This window comes from Frankia sp. ACN1ag (assembly GCF_001414035.1).
GTDB classification, from domain to species: Bacteria; Actinomycetota; Actinomycetes; order Frankiales; family Frankiaceae; genus Frankia; species Frankia torreyi.
The window spans coordinates 71,324-88,145 of the sequence record NZ_LJPA01000021.1; the positions used below are offsets into that span (position 1 = coordinate 71,324).

The 16,822-nt window shown below is 72.0% G+C and carries 14 protein-coding genes and 3 pseudogenes; 14 read left to right on the top strand and 3 right to left on the bottom strand.

The features are described 5' to 3' along the window. Position 1: 1 nt before the first annotated feature. The 12 genes and pseudogenes from UK82_RS41560 to UK82_RS19295 all read left to right on the top strand — a co-directional run. A pseudogene (locus UK82_RS41560) lies at positions 2-244 on the top strand (iron ABC transporter substrate-binding protein); the annotation flags it as partial. Positions 245-337: 93 nt separating this feature from the next. Beyond that, complete coding sequence (locus UK82_RS19250; RefSeq protein WP_161849139.1) at positions 338-1,360, top strand: LLM class flavin-dependent oxidoreductase; 1,023 nt, start codon at positions 338-340, stop codon at positions 1,358-1,360. Beyond that, the coding region (locus UK82_RS38695; protein WP_236706141.1) for an iron chelate uptake ABC transporter family permease subunit at positions 1,357-2,161 on the top strand (805 nt) is incomplete at its 3' end. The genes UK82_RS19250 and UK82_RS38695, both read left to right, overlap by 4 nt. 1 nt (position 2,162) lies before the next feature. Then, a pseudogene (locus UK82_RS38700) lies at positions 2,163-2,601 on the top strand (FecCD family ABC transporter permease); the annotation flags it as partial. Then, positions 2,592-3,431: an ABC transporter ATP-binding protein gene (locus tag UK82_RS19260; protein WP_044886629.1), complete on the top strand. Its 840-nt coding sequence runs from the start codon at positions 2,592-2,594 to the stop codon at positions 3,429-3,431. The pseudogene UK82_RS38700 and the gene UK82_RS19260, both read left to right, overlap by 10 nt. Before the next feature lie 478 nt (positions 3,432-3,909). Further along, positions 3,910-4,416 (top strand): annotated as a pseudogene (locus UK82_RS38705) (hypothetical protein); the annotation flags it as partial. Between the two features lie 885 nt (positions 4,417-5,301). Further along, entirely contained in the window at positions 5,302-6,375 is a 1,074-nt protein-coding gene (locus UK82_RS19270) for a hypothetical protein (protein WP_044886627.1), read from the top strand. Positions 6,376-6,474: 99 nt separating this feature from the next. Beyond that, a complete protein-coding gene (locus UK82_RS19275; protein ID WP_044886626.1) occupies positions 6,475-7,266 on the top strand; it encodes a hypothetical protein in 792 nt (263 codons plus the stop codon). Positions 7,267-7,302: 36 nt separating this feature from the next. After that, positions 7,303-8,190, top strand: coding sequence for a hypothetical protein (locus UK82_RS19280; RefSeq protein WP_044886625.1), 888 nt, complete (start codon positions 7,303-7,305; stop codon positions 8,188-8,190). Further along, on the top strand, positions 8,191-8,982 hold the full coding sequence (locus UK82_RS19285; protein ID WP_055408532.1) for an SDR family NAD(P)-dependent oxidoreductase: 792 nt from the start codon (positions 8,191-8,193) through the stop codon (positions 8,980-8,982). It begins immediately after the preceding gene. Positions 8,983-9,098: 116 nt separating this feature from the next. Further along, positions 9,099-10,145, top strand: coding sequence for an aspartate-semialdehyde dehydrogenase (locus UK82_RS19290; protein ID WP_044886623.1), 1,047 nt, complete (start codon positions 9,099-9,101; stop codon positions 10,143-10,145). A gap of 20 nt (positions 10,146-10,165) precedes the next feature. Beyond that, entirely contained in the window at positions 10,166-11,416 is a 1,251-nt protein-coding gene (locus UK82_RS19295; RefSeq protein ID WP_161849140.1) for a hypothetical protein, read from the top strand. 445 nt (positions 11,417-11,861) lie between these two features. On the opposite strand, the gene UK82_RS19300 is transcribed toward UK82_RS19295, so the two are convergent. Then, positions 11,862-13,004 carry a M14 family metallopeptidase gene (locus tag UK82_RS19300; protein ID WP_055408536.1) on the bottom strand — a complete coding sequence of 381 codons (1,143 nt, stop codon included), beginning with the start codon at positions 13,002-13,004 and terminating at the stop codon, positions 11,862-11,864. A 24-nt stretch (positions 13,005-13,028) separates the two neighbouring features. Next, complete coding sequence (locus tag UK82_RS19305; RefSeq protein WP_161849141.1) at positions 13,029-14,453, bottom strand: MFS transporter; 1,425 nt, start codon at positions 14,451-14,453, stop codon at positions 13,029-13,031. Between the two features lie 185 nt (positions 14,454-14,638). On the opposite strand from UK82_RS19305, the gene UK82_RS19310 reads away from it, so the two are divergent. After that, on the top strand, positions 14,639-15,487 hold the full coding sequence (locus UK82_RS19310; protein ID WP_055408538.1) for a DUF1707 domain-containing protein: 849 nt from the start codon (positions 14,639-14,641) through the stop codon (positions 15,485-15,487). Next, positions 15,484-16,314: a PhzF family phenazine biosynthesis protein gene (locus UK82_RS19315; protein WP_044886619.1), complete on the top strand. Its 831-nt coding sequence runs from the start codon at positions 15,484-15,486 to the stop codon at positions 16,312-16,314. Before UK82_RS19310 ends, UK82_RS19315 begins: the two co-directional genes overlap by 4 nt. An 18-nt stretch (positions 16,315-16,332) precedes the next feature. Here the strand turns inward: UK82_RS19315 and UK82_RS19320 are convergent, their stop codons facing one another. Further along, positions 16,333-16,746 (bottom strand): cold-shock protein, encoded by a 414-nt coding sequence (locus UK82_RS19320; RefSeq protein WP_044886618.1) that lies wholly within the window; start codon positions 16,744-16,746, stop codon positions 16,333-16,335. Positions 16,747-16,822 lie beyond the last annotated feature (76 nt).

Here is a 16,822-nt window from a genome sequence, read left to right on the forward strand (position 1 = left end):
NTGGGCCGACCTGAAGGCGGTCAAGGCCGGTCGGGTCTACCTCAACCCGCAGGGTCTCTACCCGTGGGACCGGTTCGGTCCGGAGGAGGCCCTGCAGATCCAGTGGACGGCTAAGGTGCTGCACCCCGATCTGTTCACCGACGTCGACATCCGGTCCGAGACCCGGAACTTCTACCAGAAGTTCTTCAACTACCACACCACCGAGGCGGATCTCGATCAGATCCTCCAGGTCGGCAGCAAGTAACCGCACGACACTCGGTAACCGCACCACACTCGGTAACCGCACCACACTCGGACCGAAGGGACCGCGCCCGCCGGCGCAGTGATGACCATCTCCATGCGATTCGGCTTGCCCGGAGGGCGCGGCGATCTGGACGGGGCCGGTTCCACCTCCACGGTGGAACTGGCCCGCGTCGCCGAGACTCTCGGCTACGAAAGCCTGTGGTTCACCGACGGCCACCTCAGTTCCGTTGGTTCCCGGACGATGAGAGCCCGTTCCTCGCCGATCCCGTTGGCCGCCGCCGTCGCCGCGTCGACCAGCCGGATCCGGATCGGCTTCACCGCCCTGCACCTCACCCTGCACGACCCGATCCGGCTGGCCGCCGACCTCGCGACGCTCGACCGGCTCTCCGGCGGTCGGGTCACCCTCGGGGTCGGCTGGCCGATCGCCCCGTACACCAGGGCCTACCAGGACACCAGGGCCGACCAGGGCGCCGGCCCGCCCCAGGTCGACCTGCCCGACGCCCTCGACACGCTCGTCGGTTACTGGCGGGGCCGGACGCGCACGGCCGACGGCGCGCAGTTCCGGGTGGAGCCGACCCCCGCCCAGCATCCCCACCCGCCGATCGAGGTGGCCGCCCACACCGACGAGGCCATCGTCTGGGCGGCCAGCCGCGGCTACGGGCTGCTGCTGTCCGCCGTGCAGACCATCGCCTCCCTGGCCGCCTGTCTGGAGGTCTACACCTCGCATGGCGGGAAGGCCGGCGACGTCCGGGTGGAACGGTTCTGCCTCGTCGCCGAGTCGGATGCCGCCGCCCGGGAACGCGCCACCCCGATCGTCGTCCGGTTGACCCGGCGGCTGGCCGCGCTCGGCAGCGACGAGCACGGCCACCAGTCCGTCGGGACGTCCGACCTCGACCCGTTCCGCTTCCACGACGAGACGGCGGTCATCGGCGGGCCCACGACGGTCGCCCGCCGGTTCGCCGAGCTGCGCGACGAGCTCGGCGTGCAGCGGGTGAACCTGCGCCCGTCGTTCAGCGGCACCGCGTCGCTGGCCCTGCAGCAGAGCACCGTGCGGATGTTCGCCGCGAAGGTGGCACCCCTGCTGGCGCAGCCCGCGATCCGGAGGGTGACCTCATGACCCGCCCCGCGGTCCCGGCCAGCACGGATCCAGCCGGCGCTGATCCGCCCGGCACGGATCCAGCCGGCACGGATCCGGCCAGCACGGATCCGGCCGGCACAGGCTCGGCCGGCACAGGGCCGCTCACGGTGACCGAACAGGATGGTGTCGGCGAGGGCGGCGACACGGGTGGCGGCCTGACGACTCGGGGCCGCAGCGGGCCTGGTGCCCGGGCGACCGCACGGGTCCGCGCGACGCTCGGCGATCACCTGCGGGTCGTCCTGCTCGCCGTGGGCCTGCTCGTCCTGGTCGTGATCTCCTTCGGGCTGGGCCGGTACGCGCTGAGCCCGGCCACCGTCGTGCGCGTCCTCGCCCACGAGCTGTTCGGTATCGAGGGTTCCGTCGCCGGGCAGGACCGGGCCGTGGTGATGGACATCCGGATGCCCCGGATCCTCGCCGCGCTGCTCGTCGGGGCGGCGCTGGCCTCCTCCGGCGCCGCCTACCAGACGATGTTCCGCAACCCGCTGGTCTCCCCCGAGATCCTCGGGGTGGCGGCGGGGGCCGGCTTCGGCGCCTCCGTGTCGATCCTCATCGGCCTGGACACGACGCTGCTGCAGATCATCTCGTTCGGCTGCGGGTTGCTCGCCGCGGTGCTGTCGCTGATCATCGCCCGGGTGGTCGGGAAGGGATCGCTGATCATCCTGGTACTCGGGGGCATCATCATCGGCGCGATGTTCAACGCGCTCATCTCCAGCGTGCAGTACTTCGCCAACCCGGAGACGACCCTGCCGGAGATCACCTTCTGGCTGTTCGGCAGCCTGGNCCGGGCCAGCATGCACGGCCTCATCGTGCCCGCGATCATCGTCGCGGTGTGCCTCACCCTCCTGTACGCGGTGCGCTGGCAGCTCACGGTCCTCGCGACCGGCGACGACGAGGCCCGGTCGCTGGGGGTCAACCGCACGCGGATCTGGGCCCTGACGATCGGCGCGTCGACGCTCATGACGGCGACCGCGGTCAGCGTCGCCGGCATCATCGGCTGGGTCGGGCTCGTCGTCCCGCACCTGGCGCGGTTCACCGTCGGGCCGTCGTTCAACCGGCTGCTGCCGGTGACCGCCCTCATCGGCGCCGGCTACCTGCTCGCCGTCGACGACGTCGCCCGCACCGCCTCCTCGCTCGACCTTCCCCTGGGCATCCTCACCGCGCTCATCGGCGCCCCGTTCTTCGTGGCCCTGCTCGCAAAGGCGGGTCGTCAATGGCTGTGAGCGACCCGGCGGACGTCGAGGTCACGGGGCTGTCCTTCGGCTATGGACGCGGCGGCCACCGCATCACCGACGTCTCGCTGAGCGTGCGGTCGACCGAGGTCTGCTGCCTGCTCGGACCCAACGGTGCCGGCAAGACCACGCTGCTGCGCTGCCTTCTCGGCCTGCTCCGGCCCGAGCGCGGCACGGTGCGCATCACCGGCCGGGACATCGGCACGCTGGCGCCGCGGGAGCTCGCCCGGCGGGTGGCCTACGTCCCGCAGAGCACCTCCTCGCCGTTCCCGTTCACCGCGCTCGACATCGCCGTCATGGGGCGCACGCCCCACCTCGGCATGCTGGAGGCACCGGGTGCCGCCGACCGCCGCGGCGCCCTGGCCCAGCTCGACCGGCTGGGGATCGCGCACCTGGCCGACCGCTCGTTCGCCGCGCTGTCCGGTGGCGAACGCCAGCTCGTGCTGCTCGCCCGCGCACTCGTCCAGCAGGCGGCAATCCTCATCCTCGACGAGCCGACCGCCGCGCTGGACTACGGCAACGAGGTGCGCACCCTGCACGTCGTCGCCGAGCTGGCCCGGGAGGGGCATGCCGTGATCATGACCACTCACCAGCCGTCGCACGCACTGACCTACTCCAACCGGGCGGTGCTCATGCGCGGTGGCGTGGTCATCGCGGACGGGCATCCCGACGACGTCGTGACCGGCGAGCGCCTCAGCGACCTCTACGGCGTGCCCGTCCACGTCACCGGCGTGACCCTGCCACCCGGCCACGACCGCCGCGAGGTGCGGACCTGCGTCCCGATCCCCGCGCCCCGGTCGGCCCCTCTTCTCCGCCGCTGAACCCGCATCCCGACCCGCCCGACCCGCCCAACCCGCACGCCGTGCCCGTCCTCCCCGGGCCCGGATCACGCGGCCCTGCCCCCGCCGCCGGTGCTCCGCAATCCACCCAAGGACAATCCTGTGACCGGAGTAATCCGGCCACCCGCCAGGGAATTTCCCGGAAACATCTTCCCGCGCACCTACCAGCACGTTATAGTTTCACTCTGTCGGTCCGTTCCGGTCCACGGACCATAGCGGCAGGCGCGGCAATCCGTCCGGTCAACGGGTTGCGTCGGGCGCCGCCGCCCACGACATTCACCGTCACCGTGAAATATCGCTGGCACGGAACTCAGCGGACCAGCGCACCGTCTTCACGAGGCCTCCCGGGACCATTTCGGGACCATCCTCCGGCGCTCGAACCGGCCCGGCCTCGCCCGACATTCCACCGGCCCCGCGGCATCCAACGCCCAGGCCCGTGCGCGTCAGGAGGAGCACTAAGATGCCCGAGTCCGAGCTCGTCGTCGATCCCGCCAGGATTCGGCAGTTCGGGGATCCGACCGACACCGTGTTCTGCCTCGTCACGAACGCCTCCCTGCTGGACGACATCCGACTCGTCCGTACTGCTCCGTACCTGGACTACCGAATCCTGGAGTTCCGCGGCGGCGAGGACGAGTTCGCCCGGCTCATGCGGGAGGAAGTCCCGGAGCAGGCCCACGTGCTGGTCATGTCGCCCGACTGCTTCTTCCAGTCGCCGCCGGTGGACGTCCTCGGACCCCGCCGCAAGCTGCTCGGGATGGCCTGCAACTCGACCCCGACCGACCGGGCGACGCTGCGGCACTTCCTGCGCTGCATCGAGGCCACCGATCCGCAGGCCCAGGAGGACTTCTCCGACCGCTTCTTCGAGCTCGCCGAGCGCGGCGAGACGCTGGAGTACCGCGACGCGCGCCACGGCACGGTCGCGACCCTGCGCCTGTTCGACCGCGAGCTGGTGTGGAACCAGCAGGCCNGTCTCGTCGGCTGGGGCGAGCAGCAGATTGTGCCCGCCGGCGAGATCAGTGTGCTCCCCATCGAGATCCGGGAGTTCGAGGACTATCTCCGGCTACCCCTGGACGGCGAGATCGTGATCCAGGGCTACCCGATCCTGCATTCCGGCACGCCGTCATTCTCCCGGCGCGACCAGGAACGCATCCACAGCGAACTCTGGCCGCTGCACGAGTACGCGGTCGTGGCCCGGGTCGAAAACGGTCTCATCACCGAAATGACTTCCCCCGAGCCCGCCGGCCGTGCTATTGTGGAGATGTTCGAGGCGCTCTTCCAGGTTGATTCCCGGTACCGCATAGTCTGGGAGATCGGCCACGCGCTGAACACCACTCTCGACCTGCTTCCCGGTAATCACGCGATGAACGAGGTCTACGGGTCCACCCAGGGCTGTCTGCACTGGGGAATCGGGCTTACGCCGTTCACGCAGTACCATCTCGACATCATCTCGCCGGGAACGTTCGTCACGAACGACCAGGGTGATGTCCTACTCGGCACGCGGATCCCGTCCGCGATGCCCCTCAAGAGTCCGGTCGGCCTGGCCAACTGATCGGTCCGGACGAGGAACGTTCTCGTCTGTCCACCGCATTCCAACGGATTGACGGAAGGAGGTGATCACTGTGGAGAAGGTCGCGCAGAAGAAGATCCAGGTGAAGAAGAACGACCGCTACCTGGGCACCCTCCTCGGCTAATGCCGTTGAGAAGGGGTGGGTCGGCTGGACCGGGCCGACCCACCCCGACCAGGCCGCGCCCCCAGGCTGCTCTGCCGGCCGACGTTCGCACCACCACCGGTCGATCTCTTCGGTTGTCCCGCCAAACCAGTCCTCTCGCGCCGCGCCCCCTGGTGGTCCCCATGGCACAGTTCCTCGTGCGTCCCGACCTGCATCGGGAGTTCACCGGCCCACACTCGACGTTCTGCCTGCTGACCCAGGCCGACCGGGCCACGGACTTCACCCTCGCGCCCAGCAGCCGCTACGGCAGCGTCGTGCACCGCACCCTCGAGGCCGACGAGAGCCTCCAGGACGCCCTGGGCGACCAGCGCATTCCCGCCGACGCCGACGTGTTCGTCGTGTGCCCGGACCGCTTCCTCGTCTCCCCCGAGCCCGCGGTGGTCGGGCCGCAGCGGCGGATCGCGGTGATGCCCTGCGGCTCGACGCCCGTCACCGACGCCCAGGTCGCCTACTTCCTGTCGGTGGTCGAGCAGACCGACCCGGCCGATCTGGAGACCCGCGCCGACCGGCTGTTCGCCGCGCTCGGCGAGGCCGACCACGTCAAGCTGGCGGACCTCGCCGGGCACGCCTCGGCCCGCTTCGTCATCTCCGGCGACTACGAGTGGAACCAGCAGGCCGGCGCGCTGGCGGCGGGCGAGCAGCAGATCGCGCCGGCCGGCGAGGCCAGCGCCGTCCCCACGGACCTCTACCGGTTCGACACGAGCCGCCGGCTGGGGCTGGACGGGCAGATCGCCCTGCGCGGCGCCCCCATCGTGCACCGCGGTGACGACCCCGCGGTGCTCGCCGAACAGGCCCGGCTCTTCGACGACCTGGACGTCCTGCGCACGGCCACGGTGGTGCTCGACCTCGCCGACGGGATGGTCACCGACTGCCACGCGGTGGACGCCGCGGGCAAGCGCGCGGTCGACGCGCTGGGCGAGCTGTTCGCCGCCGACGACGCCTACCGGGTCGTGTGGGAGTTCGGCATCGGGCTCAACCCGGTGTTCGACCAGCAGCCGGGCAACTGCGGGATGAACGAGATGTACGGCGCGGCCGACGGGATCGTCCACCTCGGCTTCGGGCTGACCCCGACGACCCGCTACGCGCTCACCTTCACCTGCGCCGACACGGTCCTGTCCGACCCCGCCGGGACCCGGCTCGCCGGCCCCGCCGCGCGGCGGATGCGCCGGCGGCGCACCCCGACCTGCGGCTGCTGACCGGGCCGACGGCCACCCGCACCACGACGCCGCCCGCCGCGGGCATGCCGATGCCCCGGCGATCCGGCCGCACACCGCCAAACGGGAAGGAGCCCAACCATGACCGACGACCCGCGCACCTGGTACGGGGACCCGAGGGCGGCCGCCGCCGCCCGCACTGCCGACCTGACGGACCTGCGCACGCAGGTCGACACCATGCTCGACACGATGATCGAGAAGTTCTACGCCGAGATCCCGTACGCGGACCACCAGGCCCGCGGCGAAGAGATCAACATGGCGTACTACAAGCGGCACAACATCGAGACCATCCTCCGGCTGCGCCGCAAGCGCACCATCGACGCGCTCGCCATCGGCTACTTCACCAAGCGCGATCCGGTGCGCGGCGCGGCGTGGGCGCACTACGTCGAGGACGAGATGCTCCACGACGAGTGGTTCGCCGGGGACCTCGGCAAGGTCGGCGTGACCAAGGCGGAGATCTACGCCACCGAACCGTTCCAGGCCACGAAGCTGCTCACCGGTTATCTCCAGTACGGCATGGAGTTCGAGGGCACCCCCCTGGCCCTGCTCTGCAGCGTCTACTTCGTCGAGTACACGACGACGAAGACCCAGCCGTCGTGGGTGAAGAACCTCGAGGACCAGCTCGGCCGGGAGAAGCTCGCCGGCGCCCGGCGCCACGTCGGCACCGACATCGCCGACGAGCACGCCGACTTCGTCTGGGGGGTGCTGACCTCGCTGGTGGGCTCGCCCGACGACGAGGCCAAGGTCATCGCGCACGTCAAGACGGTGGCGAACCTGTGGGTGGCCTACTTCATCGAGCTGTACCAGGCGGTGGTGGCCCCCGCGAGCGGCGCACTCGAGGCGGCGGGCAGCATCGCCGCCCGGTTCGCCTGAGCCTGACGGCACCGTACGGAGGAGACGGGGGGGATCATGTCCGTACCGCCGTCGGCCGCGTCGCCCGGGGCCCCGGCCGGTTTGGCCCCGGCCGGGGCCCCGGCCGGCCATGCCGTCGTCCGGTTCTCCGGGGACTGCGAGCTCAGTCCGTCGGAGGACCGCTGGTTACAGGAGGGGCTCGCGGCGGCCCTGCCCGATCTGCGGATGGCGGAGCTGTTCGCCGCGCGCCCCGAGCTGTTCCGCGAGGCCGACCATCTCATCGTCGGCGTCGACCGGGCCAGCGGCCAGCCGGTGTCCGCCCTGGGCGCGAGCTGGACCGCGACCGCGGCCGGCGAGCGGTTCCTGCACATCGGCGTGCAGTTCGTCGACGCCCGGGTGCGCCGCGGCCCGGTGTTCAGCACGAGCTGGCTGGCGTTGCTCGAGGACGTCGTCGCCGCCGGCGGATTCCCGCTGCTGTCCGCGCTGCGTACCTACAACCCGGTCGCCTACTGCGCGATGCGGGCCTACGGCCGGCTGCCTGGCGCCGTGATGTACCCGGAGGTCGGTCCTGTCGACCAGGACCCCGACGTGACCCGGCTGGCCGGCGAGATCGCGGCGACGCTCGCCCCGGGGGCACCGTTCGACCCCGCCAGCGGCCGCATCGCCGGGATCGGCGTCCCGCGCGGGCTCTACCGCGGCCGTCCGCGCTGCGACGACGCGGCGGTCAACGAGCACTTCGAGCGGCACACCGTGCCCGGCGACCGCATCCTCTGCGTGGTGCACATCCGCGAGACGGCGACGGTGGACGCGATCGTCGACAACTTCGTCCGCCGCACGACACGGTCGGCGCCGGGCGCCGCCACCCCGGCCGATCCGGCCGCGCCGCCCCTCTCACCCGCCGACCACGGCGGACCCATCACGAGACCGAGGCTTCGGGAGCTGTAGATGCTGGAACTGACAGACAAGGTTGCGGCCGTCGTCGGCGCGGCGTCGGGCATTGGCCAGGCCATCGCGATCGCCCTGGCCGACCAGGGCGCCGTCGTCGAATGCGCTGACGTCGACACCACCGGCGTCGAGGAGACGGTGGCGGCCATCGTCGCCGCCGGCGGCACCGCGAAGGCGTCCACCGTCGACGTGCGTGTCTCCGCCGAGGTGGACGACCTGTTCGCCCGCGTGGTCGCGGACCGGGGCCGGCTCGACATCGCCGTCGGCACCCCCGGCATCAACATCCGCAAGCCCCTGATCGACTACACCGACGACGACTACACTGCGGTCACCGACGTCAACCTGCGGGGCAGCTTCCACGTCCTGCGCGGCGCCGGACGGATCATGGCGAAGCAGGGCGGCGGCAGCATCATCGTCATCTCGTCCATCAGCAGCCGGGCCGTCGAACCCGGCCAGGTCATCTACGCGGGCACGAAGGCGGCCCTGGCGCAGATGGTCCGCGTACTCGCCGCCGAGCTCGGGAAGTCCGGCGTGCGGGTCAACGCGATCGCTCCGGGCCCGGTCGAGACCGCGCTGACGGTGCCGATCCGCTCCAGCGCTGCCTGGGCGGACGCGTACGCGCAGAAGGTCGCCGTCGGCCGCTGGGCGCGGCCCGCCGAGATCGCCGGCCCCGCGGTCTTCCTGGCCTCGGACGCCGCGACCTACGTCAACGGCGAGGTCTTGTTCGTCGACGGCGGCTGGGTGGACCTCGACGCGCAGTTCGCGGACGAGAGCGCCGTCGGCTCCGGCTGAACCCGCGACGCGGTGGACCCGTGATGCCGGTGGACCCGTGACGCCGGTGGACCCGTGACGCACTGAACGAGGCAAGCGCACCCGATGAGGCAAGCGCAGTAGAGGGGGGAAGCGCAGTGGACATCGCCGTCATCGGCGCGACCGGTGTCGTCGGCCGGGAGTGCCTGGCCCTGCTCGACGGGGGGATCCTGCCCGACGTGGGCCGGGTCCTCCCCGTCGCGTCGGCCGGCTCGGCGGGCCGCGATCTCGGCGCCGAGCAGGGGCTGGACCTGAAGATCGAGCCGGTCGTCGCGCTGGAGGACGTCGATCCGGCGGGCGTCGACATCGCGATCTTCAGCGCCGGCGCGCCGATCAGCACCCGGCTGGCGCCGGTCTTCGCTGCGGCGGGCGCGCTCGTCGTGGACAACAGCTCCGCGTTCCGGATGGAGGACGACGTCCCGCTCGTCGTCCCCCAGGTCAACCCGCAGACGCTGGACTCGCGCCCGGCCCGGGGCATCGTGGCCAACCCGAACTGCTCCACGATCCAGCTCGTGCGGGCGCTGCACCCCCTGCGCGCGCTCGGCGAGATCGACCGGGTGATCGTGTCCAGCTACCAGTCCGCCTCCGGCGGCGGCCTGCGGGGACTCGAGGAGCTCGCCGACACCACCCGGGCGCTGCTCGACGGCGCCGACCCCGCCGCCGCCCGGCCCGGGAAGTTCGGCCAGCCGCTGGCGTTCAACCTGATTCCCGAAATCGGCCTGCGCGACGCCGACGGACACTCCCACGAGGAACGCAAGCTGCGCCGGGAACCCCGCAAGATCATGGGTATGCCGGAGCTGCGGGTCGCGGCGACTGCGGTTCGGGTCGCCGTCGTCAACGGCCACTCGGAGGCGGTGCACGTCAGCTTCACCGCCCCCGTCAGCCCCGACGACGCCCTTGCCGCGCTGCGGGCCACCCCTGGCCTGCGGGTGTACGGCAACGACCCCGCGGACGGTTACCCGATGCCGCAACCGGTCTGCGCGTCGCCGACCGAACGCCGGCTCGTGCACGTCGGGCGGGTACGGGCCGACGAGGACGACCCCTGCGCCCTGTGGCTGTGGGTCGTCGCCGACAACCTCACCGTCGGCGCGGCGCTCAACGCACTGGAGATCGTGAGCCTGGCCGCCGGGAAGTCCTGGCTCTGATGGGGCCAGGAGATGTGACGGTGACCGGGGCTTTGACGGGGCTCGGGGACGTCGTCGTTCTGAAGTTCGGCGGGGCGGCCTTCGCGGCGCCCCGCGCCCACCACACCATCGCCCGCCACGTCGCCGACCGGCTGCGCGCCGACGGGTCCGCCTCGCCCGGCGGCGCGCCGACCCGGGCCATCGTCGTCGTCAGCGCCGTGGCCGGCGAGACCGACCGGCTCGGGACGGCCCTGCGGGCGGTCAGCCCCGATCCCGACCGTGACCTGCTCGCTGCGGCGCTCATGACCGGCGAGACGGTCAACGTCGCGCTCATGACGGCGGCGCTGCGCGACGCCGGGCTCGCGGCGGTGGCGCTGACCGCGGCCGACACCGGCTTCGTCGGCGCCGGCGAGCCGCACTGCGCGGACCTTCGCAGCATCGACGGCAGCGTGCTGGCGAGCCTCGTCGAGCCCGCCGGGACGGTGCTCGTCATCCCCGGTGGGCAGGCCGTGGACGGCCACAGGCGGCCGATCATGCTGGGCCGCAACAGCTCGGACCTGTCGGCGATCGCCGCCGCGATCGCCGTCGGGGCCCCGGCCTGCGAGATCTTCTCCGACTCGCCGGGGATCTGCACCGCCGACCCACGCCTCGTGCCGGACGCGCGCACCCTGGCCACGGTCGACTATGACACGATGATCACAATGTCGCGGCACGGCGCGAAGGTGCTGCACCACTCGGCCGTCGCCTGGGCCCAGCGGCACGGCGTGGAGATCCGCTGCCGTTCCCTGCTACCGGACGGTCAGGTGTACTCGGTCGTCGCCGCCGGCCGTACAAGCTCCGCCGCGGTCCTGGTGCACGGCACGGGCACGGTCTGGGCCGGCGAGCCGGACCTGGTGCGGGCGACGCAGGCGGAGCTGGCCGAGCTCGGCTCGGACGCCGTCACCGTCCCCGAAACCGTCACCGTCCCCGAAACCGTCACCGTCCCCGAGACCGTCACCGTCCCCGAGACCATCACCGTCCCGGAGACCATCACCGTCTCCGAGACCGGCGCCACCGCGGCAACCGGCGTCGTCGCGGCAGGGGGCGCCGTCGTCGAAGCGGCCGGCGGCCCCGTCGCCCATCTCGTGCTCGCCGACACGGCGCGTGATCTGCGTCCCCGGGGTCTGCGCCACCGGGCGGACCTCTGCCTGGTCACCACGCTGTTCCCGGACGGGCGGCTGCACCACCGCCTCGTTCCCGCCGCCGACGCGCCCGCCGTGGCCCGCGCCGAGCACGACCTGGTCGTGGCGTAGAGCGCCGCTCGAGAGTTGTATCGGTGGGAGTCGCCCTGGCGGGTCGCGATCGCCCCATGGCGGGCGGCGCGGTTCCGCGGAACATCAAGATCGATGCCGCGTAGCGGCCAGCAGATGCTGGAGACTCATTCCGGTCCGCCCGGTCTCCGACCGTCATCGGGCTCCAGCATTCCCGGCCGAAACCGCTGTCGGCGATCGAGTGGCGGGCGTCTCCTCCGACTTGGGCGAGCCCACCAGCCACCACACCCCCGTAGCTCCCCGTGATCAGAGATGAACGGAATCGAGCCGAGGGGTAGGTACGGTTTCAGGCCGAAAAACCGTACCGAAGCCTCGGCACGATCTGGCCGCAATCTGTCCGGAACCCAGGTTTGCGGGCAGGACGGCCGCGGCGGTGCGGCGGTGCGGCGGTGCGGCGCGGGCTGCCGGGGCAGCGCGCGCCGACCCGTCAGCCCCCGATCGACTCGGCGAGGACCCCGGCTGCCGCCTGGGCGATCACGGCCGTCCCCCGGTCGAGCACGTCGGTGCGCCACTGCGGGTCCGGCGGGTCGAACGCCTCACGCATGAGCAGCCCGATCCTGGCAACCTGCTCGGGATCCGGACCGCTCCGCTCCGGATCATCCTGATCCGCTGGGCCAGCCTGCTGCACCGAGCCAGCCTGCTGCACCGAGCCACCCTGCTGCCAGAGCCAGTTGTCCGCCTGCAGGGCGCGCAGCACGGTCAGGCCGTCCTGGGTACCGAACTCGCAGGTGATGGCCGTGATCTCCGCGTCGGCGAGGTCCTGGAGCAGGGCACGGGCGGAGTTGCCGCCGATCGGCGTCGAGCTCGACGTCCCCTCCTCGGAGTTCGTCAACGCGTCGCCATACCAGGCCCGGGCCCGCCGCGGGGCGCCCGGGTCCACGCCGCCGCGGAAGATCGGCTCGGCGGCGCCGCGGTCGCCGAGTCCGGTGTGCAGGTCGATGTAGGCGACCCGCTCGTATCCCGTCAGGTACTCGCCGATGATCGTGTGCCAGGTCCGGTGGGACCAGCACGGCGCCGATCCGCCGTAGAACAGGCCATCCGGGTGGGTGTACTGGCCGGACGTGACGATCTGCTGCACCTCCCGCACCCCCAGCCGGCCGGCGTGCGCCAGCAACGCGGCGTCGGCCTCGGCGTGGGCGGGCCCCTCCCAGTCGGCGGGCAGCAGCGTGGGGTGCAGCGCGCCATAGCCGCTGTCCGGCGGCAGCGCCGCGTGGTCGACGAAGTTGCGGTTGACGTCGATGTTGTCCTCGTTCACCCGGCGGCGGTGGGAGAAGCCGAAGGGATTGAGCGCGTGCACCAGGACGACCGACAGCCCCGTCCACGCGGCCTCGTGCAGGGCCCGAAGCTGGCAGGCCGACCCGGCGAATCCCTCCGCGCCGTGGGTGCCACTGACCAGGACGAGCACGGACCGCCCACGGCTGGCGCCGATGCGCGCCACGTCCGTGCTCAGGGGCTCGCCCCGGGCGCCCCGCAACTCCCCGAGCGGGAACGACTCGAGGTGCGCGCCACGATCGCGGGCCGCCGCGAGAAAGCGCTGCCGCGCCTCGCCGTAGTTCGCGGAGAAGTACATCCGTCCCCCTGCGCCGTGGTTGGTTCAGTGTTCCGATGGACTCGTGGCCGGCATCGCCGCCGCCTCGGCGCCGTGCTCGGGTGCGCGGGCCTCGGGTACGTCGCCGCCTGCCGGCCGGGATTCGGGCCGGGGCCGGCCGCGAACCTGGCCGAGCGCCATCACCACGCCTGTGATCACGATAAGCAGCACGAACAGCCCCCGGTAGCCGGAGGAGTGAACGACCGCGCCGGCGACGAGCGGAAAGACGAGGATCGCGACCTCGAACAGCAGGCCCGCCATCGGCAGCATCCGGATGCGTTCCGCGGGTCCGGCGAGGTTGACCGCGCGGGCCTGGAAGGCCGGCAGGCCCAGGCCATAGGTGCATCCGAGCAGCAGCGACGCCAGGCAGTACAGCACCGGGTTCGATCCGACGAACACGAACGCCACCGCCGCCGCGGTCATGCCGACGGTCGTCACGGCGACCACCCGGTCGGAGGCGCTGTCGGGCAGGATGCGGGCAAGCCCCAGGCGCACCGCGATGACCGCCACCGTGTAGGTCACGTAGAAGACGTCGAAGTCGAGATGCCGGCTGTCCGCGAAGGTGGTCTGGAAGCTGTTCATGGTGGTGAACACACACGCGCTCAGCAGCACCATCGCCAGCGGCACCACGCTGGGTGATCGCAGCGCGCCGCGCCAGCCGGTCTCCGCCGCGCGGCCAGGCCCACCCGGGCCACCTGGGCCACCTGGGCCACCTGGCTCAGACTCGGGCAGGGGCTCCTCGTCGGCGGGATCCCGCGGCGGGCCGGCCGACCCGCCGCCGGGCAGGCGCCGCAGCTCGACGGTGAGCGGGACGACCAGCACGGCTGCGGCGGCCGCGAGGGCGGCCCCGACGGCGAACACCTGCTGGTAGCTCAGCCCCGCGTCCCGCAGGGCGTTGCCGAGGACGGGGCCGATGCCGAAGCCGGCCTGGATGGTCCCGGTCGCGTAGCCGATGAGCGTGGCCCGGTTGCGGTCCGTGGCAAGATCGGAGGCGATCATCGGCGCCGCCGTGTAGGTGACCGCCCAGGCGGTGCCCAGCACGATTGCCGCGACCACGAGCGCGGCGTTGCGGGAATGCACCCCGGTCATCAGCACCGCGGCGCCCGCGTACACCAGGCACGACCCGGCCAGCAGCAGATGCGGCGGCACGGTGCGCGGGAACCGCAGGAGCAGGGCGAGCGCGACGGCGGTCGGCACGGCCGCCGCGGCGGTCAACGCGCCGTAGGTCGCCTCGCTGCCGCCGACCGTCTTCACGAACGGTCCGAGCAGCAGCAACACCCCGTAGGCCGAGGACGCCAGCAGGACGCAGGTCAGCAGCAGGCCGAGCACGGCCCGCTCGCCGTGGACGGATCGCCGGCGCTGCGACCGGAGGTCATTCGCGACGCCGTCGCCCTGTCCGCGTTCGATGACCCGCCCACCCTCCGGCCGCACCCACATTCGAATCTGCGGAGCCGATGAGGCACATTGTTCCGCAGGTGCGGAAGAAAAGTAGCACGTAAGCCGAATGCTCGTGACGGGAACATCGCCACCGACGGAGCGGGGCGAGGGGTTGGCCACGGTCAGCGGGATCATCCGGGGACTGCCGGTTCGTCTGCCCGCTGGCTACGCTGCTGGGCATGACCGCCGAGATCCCCGATCCCCCGCCGACGCCGGACCTCCGGGTCTCCGACGCGGAACGGGAGGAGGTCGCGCAGCTCCTGCGCCAGGCGCTCGCCGAGGGCCGGCTGACCTTCACCGAGTACGACGAGCGGGTCGGTGCCGCCTACGCCGCCCGGACCCGCGCGGACTTCACCCCCCTGACGATCGACCTGCCAAGCCAGCCGAACCTGTTCGCCGCGGTGGCCCAGCCGTCGCCGCCCGCGGACCCGACCGCGGCCGTCGCCGCCGCGGTAAGCCCGGTCGGACTCGACGGGGCGCTCGATCCGCCCCGGCGCGAGCCGGCCGGCGTGGACTGGACGGTCGCCGTGATGAGCGGCAACGAGCGCACCGGGCGGTGGCGGCCGAGCCGGCACACCCGTGCCGTCGCCGTGATGGGCGGCTGCGAGCTGGACCTGCGGGAGATCGCGTTTCCCACCGACACACTGCTGATCACGGCGGTCGCGGTGATGGGCGGCATCGAGATCATCGTCCCCGAGGGGGTGGAGGTCGAGGTGACCGGCGTGTCGGTCATGGGCGGCCGCTCGGTCAAGGTCGCCGACACGCCGCGGCGGCCGGGGACGCCCGTCGTGCGCATCCGGGCGATCGCGGTGATGGGTGGCGTGGAGGTACGCAGCAAGCCGCAGCGGCCGACGACGACACCCGGGCACGTGACACCCGGGCACGCGGCAACCGGGCACGCGGCACCCGGGCACACAGCGATCGGGCACCCGGGAACCGGGCACAAGGGCCTCGACCCGGGCCCCGGCGCCGGGCAGCCCGACGCCGACGCCGATGCCGACCGGGAACGACCGGGGGAAGGCGGATGAGCCGCCCGTTTCGTCAGGTGGACGTGTTCACCGCCACCCCTTATCAGGGCAATCCCGTTGCGGTGGTGCTGGACGGGACGGGGCTCGACGACGACGCGATGCGCCGGTTCGCCCGCTGGACGAACCTTTCGGAGACCACCTTTGTCCTGCCGCCGACCTCACCGGCGGCCGACTACCGGGTCCGCATCTTCACCCCGTCGTCCGAGCTGCCGTTCGCCGGGCATCCCACGCTCGGCACCTGCCACGCGTGGCTGGCCGAGCGGCCGGCGTCGGCTCGACCGACGGAGATCGTCCAGGAGTGCGGGGTGGGCCTCGTGCCCCTGCGGCGGACGGCGGACGGACTCGCCTTCGCAGCGCCGCCGCTGCGTCGCTCCGGGCCGGTCGAGGCCCCGCTTGTCGCGCGGATCAGCACGATGCTCGGTATCACCCCCGACGACGTCGTCGCGGCCGAATGGGTGGACAACGGCCCGGGCTGGGTCGCGGTCCTGCTCGCCGATGCCGAGTCGGTCCTGGCGCTGCGACCGCGCGGCGTCGACCTGCCCCTCGGGGTGGTCGGGCCGTGGCCGCCCGGCTCGGCGACGGCGTTCGAGGTGCGGGCGTTCGTGCCGATGGGCGACGCGGTGATCGAGGATCCGGTGACCGGCAGCCTGAACGCCTCGCTCGCGCAGTGGCTGCTGGGCACCGGACGGGCGAGCGCGCCCTACACGGCCAGCCAGGGCACCGTGCTGCACCGGGCCGGCCGGATCCACCTCTCGACGGACGCCGACGGCACGGTCTGGGTGGCCGGCGCAACGGTCACCTGCCTGTCAGGCACCGCCGAGCTGTGACGCCGGCGCACGCACCGGTCAGTTCTCCACCCAGCCGTACTTCTCGGCGATCCGGATGAGCTCACTCCTGATCCGGATGATCTGCGTCCCGGTAAGGGTGGGTTCGACCCGCAGCAGCGTCTCGGTCACCTCCTGCGTGAGTTCACCCACCGGAAGGACGTCACAGAGCCCGTCGGAATCATCGGCGTGCACGGCCACCCGCGGTGCGGCGGAGGGAGCCGGGGAAGCGGAACCGACGATACGCGCCGAACTGGCTTTCAGGCCACGCTCCCCCTCCTCCACCTCGAACTCCATGAAGGTTCCGGGAACGACGAGATTCTTCTCGACGAGCAGGTCGTTTGCGTGCAGAAAAATATCGTCGCCACCGTCACTGGGGGCAATGAAACCGTAACCCCGCACGTGATCGAACCGAAGGACCTTACCTGTACTCACGACTCACCTCAACAGCACCAGAAAGACCATCATCTCGACAATGACGCCCCCGTCCACCCAACCGCCACACGGCAGA